The sequence below is a fragment of the Sphingobium sp. DN12 genome (assembly GCF_051058005.1).
In the GTDB taxonomy this organism is placed as follows: domain Bacteria; phylum Pseudomonadota; class Alphaproteobacteria; order Sphingomonadales; family Sphingomonadaceae; genus Sphingobium; species Sphingobium yanoikuyae.
In genome coordinates this window covers 2,351,707-2,377,147 of the sequence record NZ_CP173717.1, presented here as the reverse complement: position 1 = coordinate 2,377,147, position 25,441 = coordinate 2,351,707, and the positions used below count along the sequence as shown (strand labels likewise).

21 protein-coding genes and 1 pseudogene are annotated in these 25,441 nt (G+C 65.0%); 16 read left to right on the top strand and 6 right to left on the bottom strand.

What is annotated here, in order from left to right:
• Positions 1-83: 83 nt before the first annotated feature.
• From ACI6S0_RS11200 to ACI6S0_RS11185, 4 genes are all read left to right on the top strand, one after another.
• The gene (locus ACI6S0_RS11200; RefSeq protein ID WP_434405839.1) at positions 84-1,664 is read left to right on the top strand and encodes a cytochrome ubiquinol oxidase subunit I; all 1,581 of its coding nucleotides are present in this window, start codon (positions 84-86) and stop codon (positions 1,662-1,664) included.
• Between the two features lie 24 nt (positions 1,665-1,688).
• Complete coding sequence (gene cydB, locus ACI6S0_RS11195) at positions 1,689-2,834, top strand: cytochrome d ubiquinol oxidase subunit II (RefSeq protein ID WP_434405838.1); 1,146 nt, start codon at positions 1,689-1,691, stop codon at positions 2,832-2,834.
• An 11-nt stretch (positions 2,835-2,845) separates the two neighbouring features.
• Entirely contained in the window at positions 2,846-2,947 is a 102-nt protein-coding gene (gene cydX / locus ACI6S0_RS11190; RefSeq protein ID WP_004207768.1) for a cytochrome bd-I oxidase subunit CydX, read from the top strand.
• 83 nt (positions 2,948-3,030) lie between these two features.
• The gene (locus ACI6S0_RS11185; RefSeq protein ID WP_434405837.1) at positions 3,031-3,726 is read left to right on the top strand and encodes a carboxymuconolactone decarboxylase family protein; all 696 of its coding nucleotides are present in this window, start codon (positions 3,031-3,033) and stop codon (positions 3,724-3,726) included.
• 32 nt (positions 3,727-3,758) lie between these two features.
• Here the strand turns inward: ACI6S0_RS11185 and ACI6S0_RS11180 are convergent, their stop codons facing one another.
• Complete coding sequence (locus ACI6S0_RS11180; protein WP_004207766.1) at positions 3,759-3,896, bottom strand: hypothetical protein; 138 nt, start codon at positions 3,894-3,896, stop codon at positions 3,759-3,761.
• A 281-nt stretch (positions 3,897-4,177) separates the two neighbouring features.
• On the opposite strand from ACI6S0_RS11180, the gene ACI6S0_RS11175 reads away from it, so the two are divergent.
• On the top strand, positions 4,178-5,755 hold the full coding sequence (locus tag ACI6S0_RS11175) for a hypothetical protein (RefSeq protein WP_434405836.1): 1,578 nt from the start codon (positions 4,178-4,180) through the stop codon (positions 5,753-5,755).
• A gap of 319 nt (positions 5,756-6,074) precedes the next feature.
• Positions 6,075-6,881: a LytTR family DNA-binding domain-containing protein gene (locus ACI6S0_RS11170; RefSeq protein WP_434405835.1), complete on the top strand. Its 807-nt coding sequence runs from the start codon at positions 6,075-6,077 to the stop codon at positions 6,879-6,881.
• Between the two features lie 10 nt (positions 6,882-6,891).
• On the opposite strand, the gene ACI6S0_RS11165 is transcribed toward ACI6S0_RS11170, so the two are convergent.
• A complete protein-coding gene (locus ACI6S0_RS11165) occupies positions 6,892-7,668 on the bottom strand; it encodes a sulfite exporter TauE/SafE family protein (protein ID WP_434405834.1) in 777 nt (258 codons plus the stop codon).
• Between the two features lie 282 nt (positions 7,669-7,950).
• On the opposite strand from ACI6S0_RS11165, the gene ACI6S0_RS11160 reads away from it, so the two are divergent.
• Positions 7,951-8,817: an SDR family NAD(P)-dependent oxidoreductase gene (locus ACI6S0_RS11160; RefSeq protein WP_434405833.1), complete on the top strand. Its 867-nt coding sequence runs from the start codon at positions 7,951-7,953 to the stop codon at positions 8,815-8,817.
• A gap of 66 nt (positions 8,818-8,883) precedes the next feature.
• On the opposite strand, the gene ACI6S0_RS11155 is transcribed toward ACI6S0_RS11160, so the two are convergent.
• Both ACI6S0_RS11155 and ACI6S0_RS11150 read right to left on the bottom strand, forming a co-directional pair.
• Positions 8,884-10,161 carry an MFS transporter gene (locus tag ACI6S0_RS11155; RefSeq protein ID WP_303762590.1) on the bottom strand — a complete coding sequence of 426 codons (1,278 nt, stop codon included), beginning with the start codon at positions 10,159-10,161 and terminating at the stop codon, positions 8,884-8,886.
• 31 nt (positions 10,162-10,192) lie between these two features.
• Positions 10,193-10,990, bottom strand: coding sequence for a 2-keto-4-pentenoate hydratase (locus ACI6S0_RS11150; RefSeq protein ID WP_434405832.1), 798 nt, complete (start codon positions 10,988-10,990; stop codon positions 10,193-10,195).
• Between the two features lie 119 nt (positions 10,991-11,109).
• Here ACI6S0_RS11150 and ACI6S0_RS11145 point away from each other — a divergent pair, with 119 nt between their 5' ends.
• From ACI6S0_RS11145 to ACI6S0_RS11125, 5 genes and pseudogenes are all read left to right on the top strand, one after another.
• The gene (locus ACI6S0_RS11145; protein ID WP_004207757.1) at positions 11,110-12,159 is read left to right on the top strand and encodes a LacI family DNA-binding transcriptional regulator; all 1,050 of its coding nucleotides are present in this window, start codon (positions 11,110-11,112) and stop codon (positions 12,157-12,159) included.
• Between the two features lie 75 nt (positions 12,160-12,234).
• Entirely contained in the window at positions 12,235-13,074 is an 840-nt protein-coding gene (gene kduI, locus ACI6S0_RS11140; protein ID WP_434405933.1) for a 5-dehydro-4-deoxy-D-glucuronate isomerase, read from the top strand.
• Positions 13,075-13,124: 50 nt separating this feature from the next.
• Positions 13,125-13,879, top strand: a pseudogene (kduD, locus tag ACI6S0_RS11135) (2-dehydro-3-deoxy-D-gluconate 5-dehydrogenase KduD).
• A 93-nt stretch (positions 13,880-13,972) separates the two neighbouring features.
• The gene (locus ACI6S0_RS11130) at positions 13,973-15,541 is read left to right on the top strand and encodes a carboxylesterase/lipase family protein (RefSeq protein ID WP_434405831.1); all 1,569 of its coding nucleotides are present in this window, start codon (positions 13,973-13,975) and stop codon (positions 15,539-15,541) included.
• Between the two features lie 74 nt (positions 15,542-15,615).
• Entirely contained in the window at positions 15,616-15,792 is a 177-nt protein-coding gene (locus ACI6S0_RS11125) for a hypothetical protein (protein ID WP_164488846.1), read from the top strand.
• A 9-nt stretch (positions 15,793-15,801) separates the two neighbouring features.
• Here ACI6S0_RS11125 and ACI6S0_RS11120 read toward each other — a convergent pair whose 3' ends face one another.
• On the bottom strand, positions 15,802-16,188 hold the full coding sequence (locus ACI6S0_RS11120; protein WP_434405830.1) for a cupin domain-containing protein: 387 nt from the start codon (positions 16,186-16,188) through the stop codon (positions 15,802-15,804).
• Positions 16,185-17,588, bottom strand: coding sequence for a pectate lyase family protein (locus ACI6S0_RS11115; RefSeq protein ID WP_434405829.1), 1,404 nt, complete (start codon positions 17,586-17,588; stop codon positions 16,185-16,187). The genes ACI6S0_RS11120 and ACI6S0_RS11115 overlap by 4 nt, the downstream gene beginning before the upstream one ends.
• A gap of 367 nt (positions 17,589-17,955) precedes the next feature.
• On the opposite strand from ACI6S0_RS11115, the gene ACI6S0_RS11110 reads away from it, so the two are divergent.
• The 4 genes from ACI6S0_RS11110 (at position 17,956) to ACI6S0_RS11095 (ending at position 25,367) form a co-directional block, all read left to right on the top strand.
• Positions 17,956-20,829 (top strand): TonB-dependent receptor, encoded by a 2,874-nt coding sequence (locus ACI6S0_RS11110; RefSeq protein ID WP_434405828.1) that lies wholly within the window; start codon positions 17,956-17,958, stop codon positions 20,827-20,829.
• Between the two features lie 190 nt (positions 20,830-21,019).
• Positions 21,020-23,317, top strand: a complete 2,298-nt coding sequence (locus tag ACI6S0_RS11105; protein ID WP_434405827.1) for a TonB-dependent receptor — start codon at positions 21,020-21,022, stop codon at positions 23,315-23,317.
• Entirely contained in the window at positions 23,311-23,877 is a 567-nt protein-coding gene (locus ACI6S0_RS11100) for a hypothetical protein (protein WP_333885301.1), read from the top strand. The genes ACI6S0_RS11105 and ACI6S0_RS11100 overlap by 7 nt, the downstream gene beginning before the upstream one ends.
• Positions 23,874-25,367, top strand: a complete 1,494-nt coding sequence (locus ACI6S0_RS11095; RefSeq protein ID WP_434405826.1) for a PepSY domain-containing protein — start codon at positions 23,874-23,876, stop codon at positions 25,365-25,367. The genes ACI6S0_RS11100 and ACI6S0_RS11095 overlap by 4 nt, the downstream gene beginning before the upstream one ends.
• The last annotated feature ends 74 nt before the right edge of the window (positions 25,368-25,441 follow it).

The window sequence follows — 25,441 nt, the reverse complement described above, 5'->3', positions numbered from 1 at the left end:
TAATTTGATCTGTCTCAATGATGTAGCGCCGTCACGTCCATATTTCGCCAGCCAACTTGGTTCAGGGAAGAAAGGGGGTCGCGATGATAAGCATGGCCGTCGTTGAATTATCCAGGCTGCAATTCGCTCTCACAGCTTTATACCATTTCCTGTTCGTGCCCCTGACGCTGGGCCTTTCCTTCATGCTCGTCATCATGGAAAGCGTCTATGTCATGACGGACCGCCCGATCTGGCGGGACATCACCCGCTTCTGGGGCAAGCTGTTCGGGATCAACTTCGTCCTTGGCGTGGCCACCGGCCTCACCATGGAGTTCGAATTCGGCACCAACTGGGCCTATTATTCGCACTATGTCGGCGACATATTCGGCGCGCCGCTGGCGATCGAGGGCCTGATGGCCTTCTTCCTGGAGGCGACCTTCGTCGGCCTCATGTTCTTCGGCTGGGATCGCCTGTCGAAGCGCGGCCACCTGCTCACCACCTTCATGGTGGCGCTGGGGTCGAACCTGTCGGCGCTGTGGATCCTCGTCGCCAATGGCTGGATGCAGCATCCCACCGGTGCGACCTTCAACCCGCAGACGATGCGGATGGAAGTGACCGACTTCATGGCGGTGATCTTCAATCCGGTCGCCCAGGCGAAGTTCGTCCACACCGTCAGCGCCGGCTATGTCTGCGCCAGCGTCTTCGTGCTGGGCGTGTCGGCCTTCTATCAGCTCAAGGGCAAGCATATCGCCATTGCCAAGCGCTCCTTCACCGTCGCGGCCGCCTTTGGCCTTGCCGCGTCGCTGTCGGTCGTCGTGCTGGGTGACGAAAGCGGCTATGCGCTGACCGAGAACCAGAAGATGAAGCTCGCCGCGATCGAGGGCATGTGGCAGACCGAGCCTGCACCGGCCGGCCTGACCCTGTTCGGCCTGCCGTCCAACAGCGGGCGCGAGACCACGCATGAGATCAAGGTGCCCTATGTGCTGGGCCTCATCTCCACCCGCAGCCTGACCGGCGAAGTCACCGGCATCAACCAACTGGTCAACACGGCCAAGGTGCGGATTGCCGCCGGCATCATCGCCTATGATGCGGTCGAGACGCTGAAGGTCGATCGCAACGACCTGGTCGCGCGGGAAGCGTTCGAGCGGAACAAGGCGGATCTGGGCTATGCCCTGCTGCTGAAGCGCTTCATCGCCGATCCGCGCCAGGCCGATGCCGCGACGATCGAGAAGGCAGCCTGGAGCACCGTGCCCAATGTGCCGGCGATCTTCTGGATGTTCCGCATCATGGCGGGGCTGGGCTTTGCCTTCATCGCCTTCTTCGCGACCGCCTTTGCCTTCTCGTCGATGCGGCGGTTCGATGCGCGCTGGTTCCTGAAACTGGCCCTGTTCATGATGCCGATGCCCTGGATCGCGATCGAGGTCGGTTGGGCCGTGGCGGAAATCGGGCGCCAGCCCTGGGCGGTGGACGGCGTGCTGCCGACCTTCCTTGCCGCCTCCAGCCTGACGGTGCCGCAATTGTGGACCACCATCATTGGCTTCACCCTGCTCTACGGTATCCTGGCAGTGATCGAGGTGAAGCTGATGCTCGCCACCATCGCCAAGGGGCCGGAACGCTATGTCCCCTGGCGGCCCGACAGCCCCGCCGAGCCGGCGCCCGATTTCCGCGCCGTGCCCGCCGAATGACGCCCGCCAACCGGAGTTAGGACAATGACCATTCCGCTCGATTATGAAACGCTGCGCGTCATCTGGTGGCTGCTGCTGGGCGTGCTGCTGATCGGCTTCGCCCTCACCGACGGCTTTGACCTGGGATCGGCGGCCTTGCTGCCCTTTGCCGGCCGGACCGACGAGGAACGGCGCATGATCATCAACAGCGTCGGCGCCACGTGGGAAGGGAACCAGGTCTGGTTCATCCTGGGCGGCGGCGCCATCTTTGCCGCCTGGCCCTTCGTCTATGCCGTCAGCTTTTCCGGCTTCTATCTCGCCATGTTCCTGGTGCTGTCGGCGCTGATCCTGCGGCCCGTCGGCTTCAAATATCGCTCGAAGAAGCCGGATGCCCGCTGGCGGGCCGGCTGGGACTGGGCGCTGTTCGTCGGCGGCCTGGTGCCCGCGCTCGTCTTCGGCGTCGCGGTCGGCAATGTGCTGGTCGGCGCGCCCTTCCGCCTCGATGGCGATCTGCGCATGGTCTATGAAGGATCGCTGCTCGGCCTGTTCACGCCCTTCACCCTGCTGACCGGCCTGCTGTCGGTCGCGATGCTGGTGCTGCATGGCACCGGCTGGCTCAGCCTCAAGACGCAGGGGCCGGTGCTGCAGCGCGTGCGCCTTTATGGTCAGGGCGCGGCGATCCTGTCGATCCTGCTGTTCGCCATCGGCGGGCTGTTCGTCGCCTGGAGCGGCATGGGCTATCGCGTCGATGGCGTGATCGATCCCAATGGCCCGTCCAACCCGCATCTGGGCGGCGCGGTCGCGGCGGCGGGCGCATGGCTCGACAATTATGCGGCGCATCCCTGGATGCTGCTAGCGCCGATCCTGGGCTTTGTTGGACCAGTGCTGGCATTGCTGGGTATTCGTGGCCAGCGCGACACGCTGGTCTTTGCCGGCTCGTCGATCGCCAATGTCGGCATCATCAGCACCGTCGGCCTGTCGATGTTCCCCTTCATCCTGCCCAGCTCGATCGATCCGGGGTCCAGCCTGACCGCGTGGAACGCCTCGTCCAGTCACGGCACCTTGTTCACCATGCTGATCTGCACCGTCATCTTCCTGCCGATCGTGCTGGCTTACACGGCCTGGGCCTACAAGGTGATGTTCGGCCGGGTGACCGACCGGGAAATCCGCCTCAACCCCGACTTTTACTAAGGATCCGACCTATGTGGTATTTTGCCTGGATATTGGGCGTCGGCCTGGCTGTCGGCTTCGGCATCCTCAACGGCGTCTGGCACGAGTTCCATTCGGAACCCGGCGAATATTGAGCTGACAGATAGCGCCCCGGCGGTTTGACACGGCCGGGGCGTCACGCCACCCCGTTGCGGCCATGGATATGCAGGGGAAGGGCATGGACGAAGAGGCTGCAGCCGCCCGCATCGCGCGCCGCCATGCCCAGATATTGGGCGATGCGCCCCGCATCGAAGCGCTGAGCATCGACGAATATAGCGCCGATCTCGACCCGCTGATCCGGCAGATGATCGCCATCAACCAGAGCATCGACGCGCGCGAAGCGGACCTGCTGACCGACGTGACCGATGCGCAAGCACAGGGGCAGGGCGACATGTCCGCCGTGCTGGCACGCCTGCCCGAAATCATCCGTACCATGATGCGCCATCCGGCGCTGTTCACCCGCCAGACCGATGTCGGCGTCACGCTGCTGACGCAGGGCAAGCTTTCCGCGCGCGATCGGGAAATGGCGATCCTGCGCGTCGCCTGGCTCTGTCAGGCGCCCTATGAATGGGGCGAGCATGTGATGATCGCGCGCCATGCCGGCATTTGTCGGGAAGAGGTGGAGCGGATCGTGACCGGCTCGGTCGATCCGGGCTGGAACGACCATGACCGGGCGATCCTGCGGGCCGTCGAGGAACTGCATGGCGACGCCATGATCGCCGACGCGACCTGGGCCGTGCTGGCTGCGCGTCTGGACGAGGCGCAATTGATTGAACTGACGGTGCTGATTGGCCAATATCAGGCAGTGGCCTATTATCAGAACAGCCTCAAGCTGCGCCTGCACGGCGGCAACAAGGGGCTGTCCGCCCGATAGGCCCGGCCGTCAGATCGGTTCAGCCGATCCGTTCACTCGGCATGTTTCGGGGCGGGACTGTCCACCCTGACGAAGCCGTGCGGGGTCTGGACCCACTGGCCGGCCTTCTTGCTGGTCGGCGTGAAGGCGACGCGGGCTTGGGGGCTGCTAGCGCTACGAATTGGCTTCATGGCTGGATACTCCCTGTTCCTTTTCATTCTATCCAAAATCACGCCGAACGAACCTCGGGAATTTTACGGGGATCGCACATTTGGGGGACATTTTCTTGGATTGGATATTGTCGAGGCCTTGATAGGGAAATCCATGAGGCCCCCTTTTGTTCCGACTTGAATAGCGAAATTTCTAGGGCTGAGGTGCATCGCTACAGTGATTGGTTTGTCCAAATTGGTCATGCCAACTTGTGGTGCCGCAGGCGCCGGGTTAGCCTCCCGCAAAATCGAGGGAGGATGCCGTGACGAAGGGCCACATGTTGATGGTGGGAAGCCTGTCCCTGCTGGCGATGACGGGCGTGATGCTGGGCGCTGCCACGCCTCCCTTCGACCCCGGCCGCTTTGCTCAGGTCGCGAAGGTCGATGACCAGTATCAGGCCTATAATGTCGAGATGGTGGAGGTGGTCGGCGGCCGCTTCTGGGCACCCTATCCCAAGCCGGGCGAGGCGCGGCCCCAGCCGGCAGCCGGCGGCAGTGGCGGCGTCGACATCGCCGCCGTCATGTTCCGCAAGCGCGAGCCGATCGACCTGACTGGCGACACGCAGCTGCGCAACCTCGCCCGCGCGCTGGGGCCGGCCTATGTGCGCGTGAGTGGCGGCTGGGCCAATGCCGTCTATTTCCATGACAGCGATACGCCTCCACCTGCCACCCCGCCCAAGGGCTATCAGAGCGTCCTGACCCGTGCCCAATGGGCCGGCGTCGTCGATTTCGTTAAGACCGTTGGCGGCAAGCTGGTCGTATCCTTCCCCGTGAGCGACGGCGCGCGCGACGCATCGGGCGTGTGGGATCCCGATCAGGCGCGCCGGCTCAACGCCTATACCGAGAAGTTGGGCGGCCATATCTATGCCGCCGAACTGATCAACGAACCCAATGCGGGGTCTATGGTCGGCCTGCCCAAGGGCTATGACGCGGCCGCCTTCGCCCGCGACATGGCCGTCTTCCGCGCGTTCCGCGATGCCGATGCGCCGCAGATGAAGATCGTCGGGCCGGGCAGCACGGGCGAGGCTGGCTTCGTCATCATGCCGCGCAATATCGGCGTGGTGCCGACCGATGCGCTAATGAGCGCCGAGCCGCGGCCCAAGGTCGATATCTTCTCCTATCATTTCTACGGCACCGTCTCGCAGCGCTGCGCCGCGATGGACAAGAGCGCCGGGATCAGCCCCGACCGGGCGCTGGACGAGGATTGGCTGGCGCGAGCCGATCTCAACGCGACCTATTATAAGGAACGGCAGCAGCGTTTCGCGCCCGGCACAGACATCTGGATCACGGAAACGGCGCAGGCGGCCTGTGGCGGCGACGCCTGGGCAGCGACGTGGCGCGACAGTTTCCGCTATGTCGACCAGTTGGGGCGGCAGGCGAAGCAAGGCGTGTCGGTGGTCTTCCACAATACGCTGGCGGCCCGCGACTATGCGCTGATCGACGAGGCGACGATGATGCCGCGGCCGAGCTATTGGGCGGCGGTCCTATGGGCGCGGCTGATGGGCAATGTGGTGCTGGATGCGGGGCAGAACGCGGGCAAGCTGCATCTCTACAGCCAGTGTCTGCGCGGCACACCGGGCGGCGTCGCGCTGGTCGCGATCAATCTCGATACCGCCAATCCCGCCAGCCTGTCGCTCGCCGGCAAGGCGACCCGCTATACGCTGACAGCCGACAATCTGGACGCGGGCAGCGTGAAGCTCAACGGCCGGACGCTGGCGGTGGGGCAGGATGGCGTGCTCCCCGATCTCAAGGGCGTCGCCGCGCACGGCATGCAGTCGTTGCCGGCGGCCAGCATCAGCTATTTGACCTATCCCGATGCCCGCAACCCGGCCTGCCGCTGACCTCTGATGGGTCGGGCAGGCCGGGCAGGGGCTGTCCGGCGCATCAGGCCAGGGCCAGGGCAAAGGCGCCCATATGGGCGATGATGGCGCAGCACATGATGGCGATGGCGCTCTTGGTGCTCAGAAAATCGGTCATGGTCGGTCTCCTTGGCCGGTCGGGGCGGATGATCCATTCATCGGCCCGCCGGTATGAGGGGGAGCGATGGCAGCCCACGATTGACGGGCAAGCGGCTTTTCGTCACGCAGGGAGAACAGAAGAAAAAGCGCGGAAAACCGGGCCCTTCGCGGTTCGCGTTTCGCGAATGGAGAGGGGGATTGCGTGAAACGTCTCCGCCGTGTGCTGCTCGAACTCTGGGCGATGCTGCCGGTCGCGGCGGTGGTCGGCTTTCTTGGCCCCTTCGGCACCTATTTGTCGGGCGACTTCCTGCTGCGCGCCGGGCGATGGTGGATCATGCTGATGGGTGCCTATATACTCGCGCGGCCGACGCTGATCGCCTGGCGGGCGATTGCGCGGGCGACCCGCCTACCGCGCGGGTCTCTGGTCTTCTGGGGCATGGTCGCCTCCAGCTTTCCGATGGCGCTGATCTGGCGGCTGGTCGGGCGGGACGAGGTGCGGCTGCTGGGCGGCTATGCCGGCCTTTTGCCCTTCACCTTGCTCTGTTGCCTGCTGGTGATGACCATCGCCTGGTGGGCGGAGCGGGCGGACGCGCATCTGCTGCGCTATTATGATGAGCATATGGGGCCGGCTTCACCCTTCGTGTCGCCATCGACCGATGGTGCGCCGCCGCTCACGCCGATGGCGGGAAAGCAGGTTCGCCTTCATCAGCGTCTCAGTCCGGCTTTTCCTGGTCCCATAATCGCCCTGGAGAGCGAGGATCATTATGTCCGCATCCATGGGCCGCATGGCAGCGAACTGATCCTGATGCGGCTGCGCGATGCCATTGCCGAAATGGATGATGTGCCCGGCGCGCAGACCCATCGCAGCTGGTGGGTGGCCAAGGCGGCGCTTGCCGAAGGAGCAAGCGTGGGCAAGGGTCGGGAAATCCGGCTGATCAACGGCCTGTCCGCGCCGATCGCGCGCGATTCCCTTGATCGCCTGCGTCAGACCGGTTTCCTGCCGGACTGACGCAGCAGGATCAGAAGATCAGGTTCAGCGCGACGATGATCAGGATCGTCGCCAGGATCGTGCGCAGCACCGCTTCGCGCACATGCGAGGCGAGCAGGCTGCCGACGATGATGCCGGGGATCGACCCGATCAGCAGCGATGCCAGCAGCGACATGTCGACCGTGCCCAGCCACCAATGGCCGATGCCCGCCACCAGCGTCAGCGGCACGGCATGGGCGACGTCGCTGCCGACGATCCGGGCGAGCGGCGTGCGCGGATAGAGGATCAGCAGCGCCGTCGCGCCGATCGCGCCGGCGCCGACAGACGTGATGGTCACCGCCACGCCCACGACCACGCCCAGCAATATGGTGAGGTTGCGGGTGGTGGCGGGGCTGCGATCCTGGCCATGGGTGCGCGACCAGGCCGTGATCCGATCGCGGAACAGCAGCACCAGGCCGGTGAGGAACAGCATCACCCCCAGCGTCACCTTGATCGGATCGACCACGGCGGCCGACGGCGGCCCCATTGCCCGCAGCGCCATCAGCGCGCCGATCGCGGCCGGCATCGATCCCAGCGCCAGCCAGCCGACAATCGCCCAGTCGACCGATCGCTTCCAGCCATGAACCAGGCTGCCCACGCTCTTGGTGACGCAGGCATAGAGAAGGTCGGTGCCGACGGCCGCAGCCGGGTGGAAATTGAACAGCAGCACCAGGATCGGCGTCATCAGCGATCCGCCGCCAACGCCGGTCAGCCCGACCAGCGTGCCGACGATGAAGCCCGTCAGGGAATAGAGCGGATTGATCGTCACGGCCGCTCCTGCGGTGCATGACGACAGGCGGTGCGACCCATCATGGCGTCACCTAAGGGCGTTTGCGCCGCCCATGCAAGTCCCTGCACTCGATCCATATCCCTGCGTCCCCCTTATGTTTCGCGGTGGGACATAGCGGACGCCATGGCGGGGTGAAACCCGCCCCTTGCTTGAGGGGGGTGATAGCTTTGCTATGGACGGCGCGCGCCACATATCGCTCCCGCGGCTGTCTGGCCTGCGTTCGAGCGCCTAGCGTGCCGGGATAAGCGACAGGAGCAGGATATGGTGGAACAGGCACGGGTGGCGGTGGTGACGGGCGCGAGTTCGGGCATCGGCAAGGCGATCGCGAAGGCCATGGCGCGGCAGGGCTGGCGGGTGATCGGCACCGGCCGTGATCCCGAACGGCTGGCGGCCGCCGAGGCGGAGATAGTGGCGGAGTCGGCCGGCGCGCCGGTCACCATGCTGCGCGCCGACCTGTCGCTGCTGGGCGCCGCCGCCCAACTGGCGCAGGATATCGCCGCGCTGACCGACCGGGTCGACCTGCTGTTCAACAATGCCGGCGGCATGACCGATAAGCTGGTGATGACGGACGAGGGGCTGGAGGCGAATTTCGCCGGCAATCATCTGGGGCCGTTCCTGCTGACGCAGCGCCTGCTGCCGCTGTTGCGCAACGCCGCGCAGGATCAGCCGGCGGGCGCCGTGCGCATCCTCAATACCGCCTCCGACGCCAGCGAGATGATCCCGTCGATCAACCTGGACGACATGCAGAATCTGGGACGGTTCAGCCCCGGCATGGCCTATTGCACCGGCAAGCTCGCCAACGTGCTGTTCGCCCGCGCGCTGGCGGATCGGCTGGCGGGGGACGGGATCGTCGCCCATGCGGTCCATCCCGGTGCGGTCGACTCGAACTTCTTTTCCCATGCGCCGGCCGACACGCAGGCGCGCTCGCGCGGGCTGGACAAGGCGAGCGAGGCGGAGGGAGCGGACACGCTGGTCTGGCTGGCGACCGCACCGGAAGGGGCGGCCAGCAATGGCGGCTATTGGTATCGCCGCGCACCGCGCACGCCCAATAAGCTGGTCGAGGATGCAGCGATCGTCGATCGCTTCTGGCAGGAAAGCGAAAAGCTGATCGCGGCGCATGGCCGCTGAGAAAGCAAGGCGCCCCGGACTGGCAATCCCCATCGCCGGTCCGGGGCAGTCCCTCCCCCAGAGAACTTATTCCGGCACCCTCACCTGCGCCAGGCGCGGCGAAAGCAGGTGGATCGCCAGTAGGGCGATGAAATAGGCGCTGCCTGCGACCGCGAAGAGCGGCGCATAGCTGCCGATGCTGTCGAGGATGTAGCCCGCATATTTGGCCATCAGCATGCCGCCGATCGCGCCGGCCGTGCCGCCGATACCGACCACCGATCCGACCGCCGCACGCGGGAACATGTCCGACGGCAGGGTGTAGAGATTGGCGGAAAAGGCCTGATGCGCGGCGGTGGCGATGCCGATCACGAGGACGGCGACCCACAGATTGTCGATCGACTGGGCAAAGAAGACAGGCGTGACCGCAGCGGCGCAGACCAGCATGGTCAGCTTGCGCGCGGCGTTGACGCTGTGTCCGGCCTTCATCAGCCGTCCCGACAGCCAGCCGCCGGCCACGCTGCCAAGGTCCGACAACAGATAGATGGCGACCAGCGGCGGGCCGAAGCTGATGAGGTCGAGGCCATAGCGCTCGCCCAGATAGCCCGGCAGCCAGAAGAGGAAGAACCACCAGATCGGGTCGATGCAGAATTTGCCGATGGCAAAGGCCCAGCATTCGCGCACGGCAATCAGCCGGCGCCAGCCGATCGGCGTGACCGGGTCGGCCGGATCCTGCTGGATATAGGCAAGTTCGGCGGCGCCGACGCGTGGATGCTCCTGCGGCCGGCGATAGAAGATCAGCCAGGCGGCGAGCCAGACGACGCCGAATATGCCGGTCGCGATGAAGGCGAAGCGCCAGCCATATTGGATGGTCAGCCATGGCACCAGCAGCGGCGTGATGATCGCGCCGACATTGGCGCCGGCGTTGAACAGGCCGATCGCGAAGGCGCGCTCCTTCTGCGGGAACCATTCGGCCACCGCCTTGATGCCCGCGGGAAAATTGCCGGATTCGCCGACGCCCAGGCCAAAGCGGGCGAAGGCGAACTGGGTCACGCTATGCACGCCGCCATGGGCGACATGGGCGATCGTCCAGATGATTATCGCGACGGTATAGCCCAGCCGCGCGCCGATCGCATCGACCAACCGGCCAAAGCCCAGATAACCGATCGCATAGGCCGCCTGGAACCAGAAGACGATATTGGCATAGTCGGTTTCCGACCAGTGCATCTCGGCCGCCAGCGTGGGCTTCAGCACGCCGATCATCTGCCGGTCGACATAGTTGATCGCGGTGGCGGCGAACAACAGCCCCACGACCACCCAGCGATAGCGCCCGACCCTCTGGGTTGCTCCGGCGACGGCCTCGTTCATTCTCTTCCTCTCCTCTTGCCCTGCGGCCTTGTCAGGCGGCCGCTTGGGGGCGGATGACGCAGTGTGCGGTGCCGAGCGGTCCGAAGTCCGCAACCACCGTCTGCCCGACGCGCACTTCATGCACGCCGGTGACGGCGCCTGTCGATATCCATGCGCCCGGTTGCAGCCTTATGCCGCGCGCGGCGAGATTTTCGAGCAGGAAACGCACGGAGCCGATTGGCCCGTCGGGGAAGCTGACCGCGCGGCCGGTGCCGGCGACGACGCCGTCGATGCTCAGGCTGATGTCGATCTCGGCAAAGGCTAGGCTCTGCCAGTCCGGCACGGCGGCGCCGATCAGCAGGCCGTTATTATTGCCGAAATCCGAAACGGTGACGGCCGGACCATGCTCGTTGATGCCGGTGAAGGGCGAACTGGCGATTTCCAGCCCGATATGTACGGCGTCGACCAGCGCGGCGGCTTCCTCCAGGGTGAAGCTGGTCTGGGCCGGGTCGGGCGCCTGGCCGATGCGCAGCAGGAATTCCGCCTCCGCCGCGCCAAAGCCCTGGGCAAAGACCAGCCCGGTGGCATTGGGGGTCAGTTCATGGATGGTCGGGGTGAAGATCGGCCCGGCCAGCCGATCCGCGCCGAAACGCTCGACCAGCGGGGCGGGCACGCGGCCGACCTTCCAGCCGCCGACCGGCGCATCGACCAGCGCAAGTGCCTCCGCCTGGATTGCATAGCCGTCGGCCAGGCTGGGCGGGATCGGGCCGGGATAGTCGGAAAAGCCCGTCGCCTGCTGTCGGGCGGTGACGAAGGCGCGCGCAATGGCGGCGGGGGAAGCGGCGGTCACGATGATCCTCTCGGCTGGTTCTCCTCTCGGGATGCCTGCAAGAGTAACCGGTGTCAATAGATTTGCCGAGCGACACATATTGCGCTGGTTGCGGGGCATAAGCGCGCTATAAAAGGGCCATGACAAAGACACCCAGGGACGAGGGCGCCACCGCCAAGCTGACGATCAACGACATTGCCCGCATGGCCGGCGTGTCGAAGAAGACGGTCAGCCGCGTCATCAACCGATCGCCGCTGCTGAACCAGGAAACCCGCGGCAAGGTGGAGGAAATCATCCGCCAGACCGGCTATGTCCCCAATCCGCAGGCGCGTGCGCTGGCGCTGGGGCGCAATTTCCTGATCGGCCTGATCTACGACAATCCCAATGCCCAGATGGTGCTGAGCATGCAGAAGGGGATATTGGAGGCGCTGCACGGCACCGAGTTCGAACTGGTGGTGCGCCCGGTGGACAGGGGTGCGGCGATGGTGATGGAGGATATCCATAATTTCGTGACGCGCCAGCGCCTGTTCGGCGTTGTCGTGCTGCCGCCGCTCTCCGAAAATGACAGTCTTTCCAAACTGTTCGACGATGCCGGCTGTCGCTATGTGCGGATGGGTTCGGCCCTGCTCGATGACCCGGAACATATGGTCGCCTCCAATGACCGCGACGCGGTGGCGGACGCGGTGCGCTATCTGATCGCGCAGGGGCATCGGCGGATCGGCCTGATTGCCGGGCCGCATGGCTTCCGCTCGGCCAAGGAGCGGCGCGAGGGTTTTGAAATGGCGCTGGCGGAAGCCGGCATCAGCCTGCCGCGCAGCCTGGTTGCGGACGGGCAATATACTTTTGAATCAGGGGTTTCCGCTTCGGAAAACCTGTTCGACCTGACTTCGCCGCCTACCGCGATCTTTGCCAGCAATGACGAGATGGCGGCCGGCGTCCTCTATGCGGCGCGGCTACGCGGGATCGAAGTGCCAGAGCAATTGTCGATCATCGGCTTCGACGATACGCCACTCACCACCCGCGTCTGGCCGCCGCTGACCACGGTGCGCTGGCCGATCGCCGCCATGGGCCGCGCCGCGGCGCTCAAGCTGATCGGCACGGCCATCGGCGAGGAGGCGGAGGTCAGCGAGCCGTCGCTGTTCAGCTCGACCCTGATCCGGCGCAGTTCGGTGGCGCCTGCTTCGGGCTGATCCACGCGAAGGTTGACACCGGTTTCCGAATTTGCTTCCCAAGGGAGAAATTTCAGACAAACGGGCGAGGATATGATGTTCGACAAGACCTATTATGCGACCCACCCCGACATGATGGAGTGCGTGTCGAACGAGGAGCTGCGGGATCGCTATCTGATCGGCGGCCTGTTCCGTGACGGCGAATGCGTGCTGAACTACACCCATGCCGAGCGTTTCGTGATCGGCGGCGTGGCAGTGGCCGATGCGCCGGTGACGCTGCCGGCGCAGACCGAGCCGGCCTCGGCCGCTGGCCATCCCTTCCTGGAGCGGCGCGAGCTGGCGATCGTCAATGTCTCGGGCGTCGAAGGCACCGTGACCGTCGATGGCGAAGTCTTCACGCTCGGCAACAAGGATTGCCTCTATGTGACGATGGGCGCCAAGGACGTGGAGTTCGCCGGCACCGGCGCGCGTTTCTATCTCGCCTCCTGCCCGGCGCACAAGGCGTTCACCACCCGCAAGCTGGGCATCGCCGACGCCAATGCGCTGGAGCGCGGCTCGCTGGAGGAATCGAACGAGCGCACCATCTTCCAGCTCGTCATCCCCGGCATCTGCGACAGTGCGCAGCTGGTCATGGGCCTGACCGTCCTCAAGCCTGGTTCGGTGTGGAACACCATGCCGCCGCACATCCATGAGCGCCGCAGCGAGATTTATTTCTATTTCGAGCTGGATGGCGATGCCGACCGCGTCTTCCACTATATGGGCGAGGGCGATGCGATGCGTCACATCGTCATGGCCAATGAGGAAGCGGTGATCTCGCCGCCCTGGTCGATCCATATGGGTTCGGGCACCAAGGCCTATGCCTTCATCTGGGCGATGGCTGGCGAGAATCAGGACTATACCGACATGAACGTGCTGGACATCTGCCAGCTGGCCTGACGGTTTTTCGCCCCTTTCGCGCGAGCGGAAGGGGCCAGGGAGTCCTGGACATGAGCAACATCTTCGATCTTGGTGGCAAGGTCGCCATCGTCACCGGCGCCAATACCGGCATTGGCCAGGCGATCGCGCTGTCGCTCGCGGCGGCCGGCGCCGACATCGCGGCGGTGGGCCGCACCCCGGCGGAGGAGACCGTCGAGAAGGTCCGCGCACTCGGCCGCAAGGCGGAGATCGTCTCGGCCGATCTTTCCAGCATCGAACCGGTGCAGCGCGTCGTCGACGAGACGATCGAGAAGCTGGGCGGCCTCGACATCCTCATCAACAATGCCGGCATCATCCGCCGCGCCGACAGCGTCGACTTCACCGAAGAAGACTGGGATGCGGTGATCGACACCAATTTGAAGTCCACCTTCTTCCTCGCCCAGGCGGCCGGGCGGCACATGCTGGCGCAGGGCAGCGGCAAGATCGTCAACATCGCCTCGCTGCTGTCGTTCCAGGGCGGCATCCGGGTGCCGAGCTATACCGCGTCCAAGAGCGGCGTCGCCGGCCTGACCAAGCTGCTGGCGAACGAATGGGCGGCCAAAGGCGTCAACGTCAACGCGATCGCGCCGGGCTATATCGCCACCAACAACACCGCCGCGCTGCAGGCCGACGAAACCCGCAACCGCCAGATCCAGGAACGCATCCCGGCCGGCCGCTGGGGCGACCCAGCGACATTGGCGGGGCGGCAGTGTTCCTGTCGTCGCCGGCCGCCAACTATATCCATGGCCATGTCCTCGCCGTCGATGGCGGCTGGCTGGCCCGCTGATATCCCGTCCTGCGCCCGTTGCTTCAAGGCGGGCGCAGGACAACCTTGACCAAAGAGGAGGGCTCAGCCTCCCGTTTCATCACAGGAGGACGGATGCCCGATATCGACCGGCGGAGCGCATTGACCGGGGCTGCGGCCCTGCTGGGCGCCAGCCTCGTTCGCCCGGCCCATGCCGGCACCGCCAGCATCGTGACGACCCGCAAGGGCCGGGTTGCCGGCACCCGCGAGGGCGGCCTCCATGTCTTTCGCGGCCTGCGCTACGGCCAGGATACCGCGCCTCGCCGCTTTCAGGCACCGCTTGCGCCCGATGGCTGGACCGGCACCGTCGATGCCGGCGCTTTCGCGCCCTCCTGCCCGCAACAGGGCAAGCAGGAGCCGGAGAGCGAGGATTGCCTGTTCCTCAATATCTGGACCCCCGGCCCGGACCCGCGCGCCAAACGGCCAGTGATGCTCTACATTCATGGCGGCGCCTATTCCAACGGCTCCGTCGTCGATCCGCTGACCTATGGCGACCGGCTGGCGGCGCAGGGCGATGTCGTGGTGGTGACGGTCAACCACCGCCTCAACATCTTCGGCTATCTTTATCTCGCCCGGCTCGATCCGCGCTTCGCCGACAGCGGCAATGCAGGCCAGCTCGACCTTATCCTCGCGCTGCAATGGGTGCGCGACAATATCGCGGCCTTTGGCGGCGACCCCGGCAATATCCTGGTCTTCGGTCAGTCGGGCGGCGGCGCCAAGATCGCGACGATGATGGCAATGCCGGCCGCTATCGGCCTGTTCCATCGCGCCATCACCATGAGCGGGCAGCAGGTGACGGCTTCCGGCCCGCTCAACGCGACGAAGCGGGCGCAGGCCTATCTCGCCCGACTGGGCGTGAAGGCCGATGACCTGTCATCCTTGCTGTCACGATCGACCGCGCAACTTGTGGAGGGGCTGGCAGCGCAAGACCCGATCTTGGGCGGCGGCCTTTACATGGGGCCGGTGCTCGACATGACGCATCTTGCGCGCCATCCCTTCTGGCCCGATGCGCCGCCCCAGTCGCAGGCGATCCCGATGATGCTGGGCAACACCCATGACGAGACCCGTGCCTTCATCGATCCCCATGGCCCCAGGCTCCAGGGGCTGGATTGGTCCAACCTCGCCGCCCGGATGGCGCCGGAACTGCGCATGGACCTTTCGCCCGAATGGATCGTTGCCCAATATCGCGCGCGCTATCCCGACTGGTCGGCGGAGCGCATCTTCTATGCCGCCACCACGGCCGGGCGCAGCTGGCCGGGGCAGGTGCTGGAGGCGGAGGCGCGCGCCCGCGCCGATGCGCCGACCTGGGTCTATCAGGTCGACTTTGCCTCGCCGACCCAGCCCGAACGCGGCGCGCCGCACACCATGGATATCGCGCTCGCCTTCGGTACGCTCGATGCGCCGGGCAGTTTCACCGGCACGGGTGCAGGTGCGCAGGCTGCGTCGCGCGCGCTGATGCAGCGTTTCCTGGCCTTCGCTCGGCGCGGTGATCCCAATGGCAGCGGAATGGCGCCCTGGCCGCAATATCGGCTGGACGAACGCCAGACGATGATCATCGATCTCGACAGCCATGTGGAAAGCGATCCGCGCGGCTGGGAGCGGGAACTCTTCGCCCGCGTCCCCTATATCCAGCCGGGCAGTTGAACGCCGTTCGTTGCCGGGCCGCAACCAAAAGGGGGCGGGTGCGTTGAGTCCGCCCATGCAGTTGGAGGAACCGCATGGATACCCAGGATGTCGATTATGTCTCGGAGCGCGGCGAGCTGCACTTTCTCGCTGCCCTGGTCGATGAGTTGATGCGCCGGCTGATGCTGTCGGGCGTGCTCAGCCAGGCCGAACTCAACGCGATCGAGGCGGATGTCGCCAAGCGCATCGGCAATGTGCCGCGCGCCTGGTAACTTGCCTGGTCAGTGAACCACCGGATAGCTGATGATCAGTGCCAGCGGTTCCTTGCCGACCTGCCGGATGCCGACCTTGGCATCCTTGTACAGATAGGCAGCCATGCCCGGCGTCAGCGACTTTTCCACGCCGTCGGACGTCACCATCCCTTCGCCCGACAGGACATAATAGACCTCGTCATGGGCGATCGGATGGACGCCGATCGCCGCGCCGACATGCAGCACGCGCTTGCGGAACTCCATGCTGCGTGGCTGCGGCACGGCGTCGCTGATGCGATAGGCGGTCGACATGCCGATCTCGCCATGGGGCGGCGGCTCGTCCCGCATCACCTCGCGCTCGTCGATGACTACCATCGGCGGCGCTGCGGCTGCCGCCAGCAACAGCATCAGGCTCATGGCTTCGGCTCCTGTCGCATCATCTTGTCGCGGTCCGACAGATGTTCGGTCGTCTCGTCCTTCTGGCCGGGATAGCGCCCCGATTTCGGCTCCATCGTGTCGAGATTCCAGTCGCCCTCGACAAAGGGCGCGCGGGTCGGCGCGAATTTGGGATAGCCGCCGACCTGTTTCTCATTGTCGATAATCTCGCCGCGCCCTTCGGCGACGAAGAACAGCACACGCAGGTCGTCGGCATCCCGGTCCCAGGGGCGAGCGCCCGCGCGCCATAGAACATGGGTCTCGACATCGCGCACCGGCAGAACGTCCAGCCCCTGCCACCAGGTTGGCGGTGTCTGCGTCTCGATCAGCCTGGCCTTGGTCTCGCCATAGCGGCCGAACATCGGCAATGGCTTGCCGAACTTGTCGACCGCCAGATTGTCCTTGCCATAATATTCCAGGTCGCCGTCGCCGCCCAAGGTCAGGAAGGGCAGGCCGGTCGCCGTCGATACGCCGCCGCGCATGACATTGCCGACCGCTGCCAGCTTGCCATTCTGATAGGGATGTTCGCCCCATTCCAGCGCCATCAGATTATAATGCACGCCGCGCTCGCCCGGATCATAGATGATATTATTGACCACGGCGGCATGGACGCCGCCCTTCAATAGCGGGTTGCGCTCGACATTATGGGCGTAGATGTTGCGATAAATCAGGATGTTGGTCGCATTGTCGTGGATCAACGTGCCCTTGCTATGCTCGCCCTTGGGATGGCTGGCATTGGCCAGGCCCTCGGCCGCCAGATTATAGGAAAAGGTGATGTTGTGCGCCGTGTTGGCGCGCCATTCGTCGGGCGTCTTGCCATTGAAGCGCGGGCCGGACGCCGACATATTCTCGTCGATCGCCCAGGTGAAGCTGCAATGGTCGACGATGATGTCATGGCCGCCGACCACCGACATGGCATCCGCCTCCCATCCGCTCAGCAGCGGCTGGTCGTCCACCCCGGTGCGCACGCGGATATGCCGCATGATGACGTCATGGGTGGCGATGTCGATGCCCGACCGGATCAGGGTGATACCGGGGGAGGGGGCGGTCTGACCCGCAATGGTCAGATAGGGTTCGCGGATAGTGATGGTCTGGCGCGCCATGTCGATGACGCCGCCGACCTCGAACACGACGATGCGCGGGCCCTTCGCCTCCAGCGCGGCCTTCAGGCTGCCGGGGCCATCGGCCGCCAGCGTGGTCACGCGGATGACGCGGCCCCCCCGGCCGCCGGGCGTGGGCGATGCCCAGCCGACGGCGCCCGGAAACGCAGTCGTTGCGCTGGATGCGCTGGTCTTGGCCGAGGCGGCGGACAGGGTTGCTGGCAGGGGGATCAGGGCAAGGCCGGCAAGCGGCAGGGCGATCAGTCTGGCGGTTATTTTCATGCTTCCGAAGGCTCCTCTCCTGGTCAGACTTGCACCGCGGCGGCGATGATGCAAGCAATTTGACACCGGTGTCGAATCTGTTTGCAGTCATTGTGGCAGCGAGGGGAAGGTGCGGGCTGCGCTCCGTCATTCTACACCATGTGGCCCATATTGCGGTGCAAAATGGCTCGATATGGACGCTTTTCCGACAGGAGGGTGCGGAAAATCGCCTTGGACGCTGGCTTGGCCGCTTCAGACATAATTGCCGCAATGATCATTGACATTGATCCGCAGTCGGGTCACAAGTTTCTGACACCGGTGTCTTCAAGGGGACAACATCGGGCCGCACCCCCAAAGAGGCGTGGCGGAAATATGGAGGGATGTTTCTATGATTGCGTTCGTACAGGCTTCGTCCGCCCGGAAATGGCTGTCCGCAGCCTCGACCCTGGCATGCGCCATCGCCTGCGTTTCCGCCGCTCAGGCCCATGCTCAGTCCGTGCAGGGCGATGCCGCGGTTGCGCCGGATCAGGGGCAGGCGGATGCCGCGGCCCAGGAATCCGACATCATCGTTACCGGTTTCCGCCAGTCGCTGGGCGCGGCGATCAACCTCAAGCGCCAGTCGGTCAGTTCGGTCGATGCGATCGTCGCGGAGGATATCGCCAAGTTCCCCGACCAGAATCTCGCCGAATCCCTGCAGCGCATCCCCGGCATCTCGATTCAGCGTGACGGCGGCGAAGGGCGCGCGATCACCGTGCGCGGCCTGGGAGCGCAGTTCACCCGCGTGCGCGTCAACGGGCTGGAAACGGTCGCCACCTCGACCGATGGTGCCAGCTCGAACCGCGATCGCTCCTTCGATTTCAACGTTTTCGCGTCCGAACTGTTCAGCTCGCTGGTTGTCCACAAGACCGCCGAAGCCTCGCTGGACGAAGGCTCGCTCGGCGCCGTGGTCGATCTCAACACCGGCAATCCGCTCGGTGGCAAGGAAGGGCTGACCCTCGTCGGTTCGGCGACCGCCTCCTATAATGATCTGGCCAAGAATTGGGGGCCGCGCCTGGCCGGCATCGCGTCCTGGAAATCGGCGGACGGGCGCTTCGGCGTCGCCCTGTCGGCGGCCTATTCGACGCTCGATACCAAGGAGCTGGGCAATAACAGCGTGCGTTGGGCCCAGGCCCGCTTCGACAATGTCGATGGCACGGCCTGCTTCACCCAGCCAAATTCTGGCGGCACCTATCGCGCCAGCGCAGCCTGCGATCAGGCCGCGCTGTCCTTCCACCCCCGCATCCCGCGCTATGGTGAGGTGCGCCATGATCGCGAGCGGCTGGGCCTGACCGGATCGGTCCAGTTCGCCCCGACGGACGCGACCAAGATCTCGATCGACGGCCTCTATTCGCGCTTCAAGGAAACCCGCGAGGAAAAATGGGGCGAAGTGCTGCTGCGCTCCAACGAGCGGTCGATCAATGTCGTCAATCCGGTCTATGACGATAATGGCAACATGATCTCGGCCACGCTCAACGATGCCTGGGTCCGCACCGAACATTATCTGCGCAAGTCGAGCACCGAATTCTATCAGGTTGGCGGCACCTGGGACCAGGATGTGACGGACAAGTTCCGCTTCACCCTGCTGGGCGGCCTGTCCAAGTCCAACGCCGACATTCCGGTCGAAACCACGGTGGTCTTCGACGATCGCGATGCCCAGGGCTATAGCTATGACTATAGCGACATGAAGCATCCCAAGCTGACCTTCGGCACCAGCGTGACCGATCCGGCCAATTTCCAGCTCGCCGAAATCCGCGACCGTCCATCCAACACCACCAACCGGTTCAAGACCGCCCAGTTGCGCACCGAATGGGATGCGGCGGAGGGGCTGACCGTGAAGGTCGGTTCGATGTGGCGCCGGTTCGACTTCAAGACCGTCGGCTATCAGCGTGATACCGCCGTCTGCGGCAATGGCGGCAAGGATCTGGTGCTCGGCACCATCACCTGTTCGCCGACCAGCCTGTTCGGCCCGAGCGCCGTCTATGGTTTCCAGGCCACGCCGGAATTGAGCGAACTCTTCACCCTGGGCAAGGCGGGCCAGCCGTCGGGCACCACCACCCAGTGGCTGATCCCGAACCTCGACGCGGCGACTGCCTACACCAAGCTCTATGACCGCGCGCTGGCGCTCGACGTCGGCAACAACCGGTCGGTGCGCGAGGAAGTGACCGGCGGCTATTTCCAGTTCGATGCCAAGGGCGACCTGTTCGGCCTCGAATATGCGCTGAACGCGGGCATGCGTTATGCCAAGACCGACCAGCGCTCGACCGGCCTCAATGGCGGCATTCCGGTGACGATCAAGCGCAGCTATGAGGATTGGTTGCCGGCTGCCAACCTGGCCCTGTTCCCGACCGACAAGCTGGTCATTCGCGCGGCGGTGGCCGATGTGATGACCCGCCCGACGCTGGGCAGCCTGACGCCGGGCGGTTCGGCCGACGGCTTCCAGTATCGCGTCAGCTACGGCAACCCCTATCTCAACCCCTATCGTGCGACCGCCTATGACCTCGCCGTCGAATGGTATTTCGCGCCCCAGTCGCTCTTCTCGGTCGCCCTGTTCAAGAAGGATGTGCAGAGCTTCCCGGTCGCCGCGACCATTTCCAACGCGACCTTCGCGGAAACCGGCCTGCCGGCTTCGGTGCTGGTCAGTTCCTCGCCCGCCGCGCTCAATCCCGCGCTGCAGGCCGAACCGATCTGGACCATCGCGACCACGGTCAACGGCACCGGCGCCTCGCTCAAGGGGGCGGAAATCGCGCTGCAGCTGCCCTTCACCTTCCTTCCGGGCATCTTCAAGCATTTCGGCATCCTGGCCAACGCGACCTTCATCGACTCCAACGCGACCTATAATGTGTCGGGGCCGGCGGTCGTGCCGGGTGGCGGCCTGGTCAATGTCGCGCGGGAGAACACGTTGTTCGGCGTGTCGAAGCGGGCCTATAACGGCACCCTCTATTATGACGACAACCGCTTCAGCGCGCGCGTCTCGGCCAGCTATCGCGGGCCTTATAGCGACCAGAACAGCGGCACCGGTAACGTCTTCGAAGGCTATAATTCGACCGTCAATGTCGACGCCTCGGTCCGTTACAAGGCGACCGACTGGCTGGAATTCACCCTCGACGGCATCAACCTGACCGATGAATATCGCGGCCGCTACACCGACCTCGATGCCAATCGCAACTATGAGTACAACCATTTCGGCCGCACCTTCCAGTTCGGCGCGCGCGTGAAAATGTAGCCTGTCCTTTCGGGTCGCGCCGTCACGGGCCAGCTGCCTTCTGCACGAGGTGGCTGGCCCTTTTTCTTGGACCCGGCGGTGCGGCAGGGGCGACGCCGGGCAGGCAACAGCAATAGTCCATTCATATAATGACATTGACTCGCGTTAGCGTTCTCAAATATGGCGCCGCCAAGAATATTTGGGGGATTATATGGTGCGGTCGTCTTTCTTCTTTTCCGGGGCGGCGATCGTCGCACTGGCCAGTGCTGCTCTGGCCAGCACAGCCATGGCGCAACAGGCGCCGGACGCCGATATGGACCAGGCTCGCGCCGACATCATCGTCACCGGCGAAAAGAGCGCCCGCACCCTGCAGCAGACGCCGACCAGCATCGCCGTCGTTACGCCCGAGACGATCGAGCGCGAGGCGCTGATCACCATCCAGGACGTCTATAACCGCACCGCCAACCTGTCCGAAACCTATGGTTCGTCGGGCTTCACCATCCGCGGCATCAGCAACAGCGGCGTCGGCGCGGGCGGGCAGGCAGATGCCGCCAGCGTCTATGTCGATGGCGCGCCGGTGCCCAAATGGGCGCTTTATGGCGGCCCGACCGACCTGTGGGATGTGCAGCAGGTGGAAGTGCTGCGTGGCCCGCAATCGACCATCCAGGGCCTCAACGCGCTGGCCGGCGGCATCGTCATCACCAGCAAGGATCCCTCGCTGACCCGTTGGGGCGGTGACGCGCGCGTATTGTGGAGCGAATATGATGATCGCACCTTCTCCGCCGCGATCGGCGGGCCGATCATCAAGGATGAACTGGGCATCCGCCTGTCGGCCGAGCGCCGCAACGATCGCGGCCTCATCTATAATGTCACCCGCGACGAATATAGCGATGCGCTGGAATCGCTCAATCTGCGCGGCAAGATCAAGTGGACGCCCCAGGCCATTCCGGGATTGGAGGCAGTCGCCAGCTATAATCGCGTGCGGCGCGACGGCGGCTATCTCTACGAATATGCCCGCACCGATGTGCCCAATTATTTCAATCACCGTATCGCCACCGGCGATCAGCCCAGCCGGGGCAAGATCGACAGCGACCTTGCCGTCTTCAACATCAGCTATCCGCTGGCCCAGGGGCTGAAACTGTCGAGCGTCACCTCCTGGAACCGCTCGCGCGTCCATTCGGTGATCGATACCGACGGCACGCCGCAGGATATCCAGGCGATCGACAATCGCTATAATTACCGCACCCTGACCCAGGAAATGCGCCTCAACTATGATGGCGAACGGCTGAGCGGCCTGCTGGGTGCCTGGTATTATCGCCGCACCGGCAGCATCGACCAGAATAGCCGGGTGAACATCGATACGCCGACCGCCACCATCGCCGCCCTGCTGCGCGCCAATGGCGCGACCGCGGCGCAGGCGACTTTCCTCAGCAATGCCTATGCGGCACAACTGCCAGTCATCCCGGTCGCCTATTCGGCCGACCAGCCCGAAAAGGTGGAGACGATGGCGCTGTTCGGCGACGCCCGTTTCAAGCTGACCGACCGGCTGACCCTGATCGGCGGCTTCCGCTACGATCATGAGCGCAACCGCTATGCCGCGCAAACGGTGGCGACCTTCAACGGCACGCTGCCCGATGCCAACTTCCTCGGCGCGGCCTATGCCCCGATCATTTCGCTGATCAACCAGGGCGTTCTGGGGCTGGTCGACGATGCCTCCTCGCCGCTGGCGTCCAACAGCCGCAGCTTCAACGCCTTCCTGCCCAAGGCCGGGATCAGCATGGACTGGACGCCAGACCTCACCACCGCTTTCACCGTCCAGCGCGCCTATCGCTCGGGCGGCTCCAGCCAGAACCCGGCCCGCGCCCTGCTGGTCGCCTATGATCCGGAATATAGCTGGAACTATGAAGGCTCGCTGCGCTCCAAATGGCTGGACGGGCGCCTGACGCTCAATGCCAATGCCTTCTACATGACGTGGAAGGACCAGCAGGTCACCGCCTATTTCGGCCAGAATGCCTATGATTACAACACGGTGAACGCGGCCGGATCGCATCTTTACGGGTTCGAGGTGGAAGCGAATGCGACGATCGCGCGCGGCATCGATCTCTATGGCTCGGTCGGCCATGTCCGCACCAAATTCACCGATTTCGTCCTGCCCGCCGGGGCGACCAGCACGGTTGACCTTACCGACACACAATTCCCCTATGCGCCGCGCTGGACCCTGTCGGGCGGCATCAATGCGCAGTTCGGGCCGGGCTTCGTCGCCAATCTCAACGCCAATTACCGGTCGTCGGTCTTCACCGGCGTCGGTCAGGATCAGGGCCAGTACAAGGTCGGTGGCCGCACCGTCGTGAATGGCAAGATCGGTTATGAAACCGATCATTGGTCACTGTTCGTCTTCGCCCGCAACATCCTCAACGAGGATTATATGCAGTACCAATATGCCGCGATTCATCATGCGATCCTGGGCGAACCCCAGACCGTCGGCGTCGGCGCGAGCGTCCATTGGTGATCGCACTCGCCAGCCTGCTGCTCATCGCCGGCGGCGCCCTGGGCGCTGCCCTGCTGCGCCGTTCCTGGGTGCGGCGGGACCGCTCCGTGCTTGGCCTGCTGCTGGCGGGATGGGGCGTATTGATCGGCCTGCTGGTCGCTGCCTTCCTGCTGATCGGGCCGGTCAAGGGGCTGGCCTTGGGACTGGCGATGGAGGGGATCGGCGCGCTCGCGATCATCTGGTTCGGTCGGGTCCGGCGCAAGGCGGCGCGGGTGCGCGATGGCGATGTCGCGCCCGAGCCGCTGGAGGAACCGGGCCGCTTCTGGCGCGGGGTGCTCCGCGCCTTGCTCGCCGGGCCGCTCGGCATGACGGCGGCGATGGGTGTGGCCTTTTGCGTCACCGTCTATCTGCCCGGTGATCCGCGCACCCGGATCGTGCTTGGCGGCCTGTTGCTGCCGATCCTGTGGGGGCTGGCCATGACCTGGACCCTTGCGGACCGCCGCCTGCTCCGCGCCACCGCCGTGCTGGTCGGCACCAGCATCATCGGCTTCGGCCTCGCCGCCTTGGGAGGGGCCGCATGAACGACCAGAGCGTCCAGACCAACAGCCGGGCAAAGAAATGGCGCTGGCCCTTGTCGCCCGAAACGGTGCGATCGGTGCTCAGCAGCCATTCGGTGCTGGGCCTCGCCTTTGCCGCGATCATCTATATCGTCTGCCTGACCGGCACGGTTGCCGTATTCGCGCCCGATCTGGAACGGTGGGAAGTGCCGGCGACGCCGGTGGTGACCAGCCTGTCGGATGCCTCGGCCGCCCGCGCCATCGCCGAAGCGGCCAGACGCGCGCCGGCCGACACCACCCTCTATCTGTCGCTTCCCACCGCGAAACAGGATGGCGCCAGCCTCACGGCCTTCAGCGCGACCTATGAACATAAATGGGCCGTGGCGGCCGATGGTGCGCTGTCCGATCTTGAAGCGGTCTGGACCGAATTTCTGATCCACCTCCATATCAACCTGCATCTGCCGCGCAGCTGGGGGCAGTTCATCGTCGGCCTGACCGGCGTGGCGCTGCTTTCCTCCCTGGTGTCGGGCATATTGGCGCATCCGCGCGTGCTGCGCGATGCCTTCCACCTGCGCCTGGGCGGTTCGCGCCGCCTGCAGGAGGCGGATCTGCACAATCGCCTCGGCATCTGGGCCTTGCCCTTTCACTTCACCCTGGCGCTGACCGGCGCGCTGCTGGGCCTCAGCACCATCATCGTCGCGATGCTGGCGATGCTGCTCTATCGCGGCGACATGGGGAAGGTCTATGAGCTCTTCCTCGATCCGCCGCCCAAGGTTGACGCGCGTGCCGTGCCCATTCCCGATATCGCCCGGTTGATCGCCGATGCCCGCGCCCGCGCGCCGGCGGCCGTTGCGGACAATATCATGGTCGAACGGCCCGGCCGCGCCGATATGCGCATCTCGATCCATAGCGGCCGGCCGCACTTGCTGACCCAGCAGGACGAGGTGCAATATGATGCGCGGGGGCAGTTGCTCCATCAGGAACGGCCGCAGGATCTGGTCGCCGGCACCCGGATGCTGAGCGGCATCGGCCAGCTGCATTTCGGCTGGTTCGGCGGGCTGCCCGTGCGGATCGCCTATGGCCTGCTCGGCATTGCGCTTTGCATCGTCACCTCCAGCGGCGTGACCATCTGGCTGGCCCGCCGCCGCGATCGCGGCCGACCGGCGCCGCAATGGGAACGGATCTGGGCGGCGATCTGCTGGGGCCAGCCGGTCATCCTGGTCCTCACCGCCGCGCTGGCCTTCGCCTTGCCGCATGTGTCGCTACCGCTGGTCTGGCTGGGCCTCACCATCCTGTCGGTGCTGGCCGCCGGCATGGCGAAGGCGCTGCCTGGTCGGCGCCTGTCGCGCGGCCTGCAATGGGCGCTGGTCGTGGGGCTGCTGGCGGTGGCGCTGCTTCACGGCGCCCCACTGCTGGCAGGCGGGCAGGTGCTGATGGTCGACCTGCTGCTGCTGATCGGCGGCATCGGCCTATTGCTCGCGCTGCTGCGCAGCCGCGCTTTAGCCAAGGCCTAAGGCAGAAACTTGCCATTCCCCTCCCGTAAACGGAAGGGGCAGCGAGATTTGCGCGCGCAGCGCGCCAGTCGCAG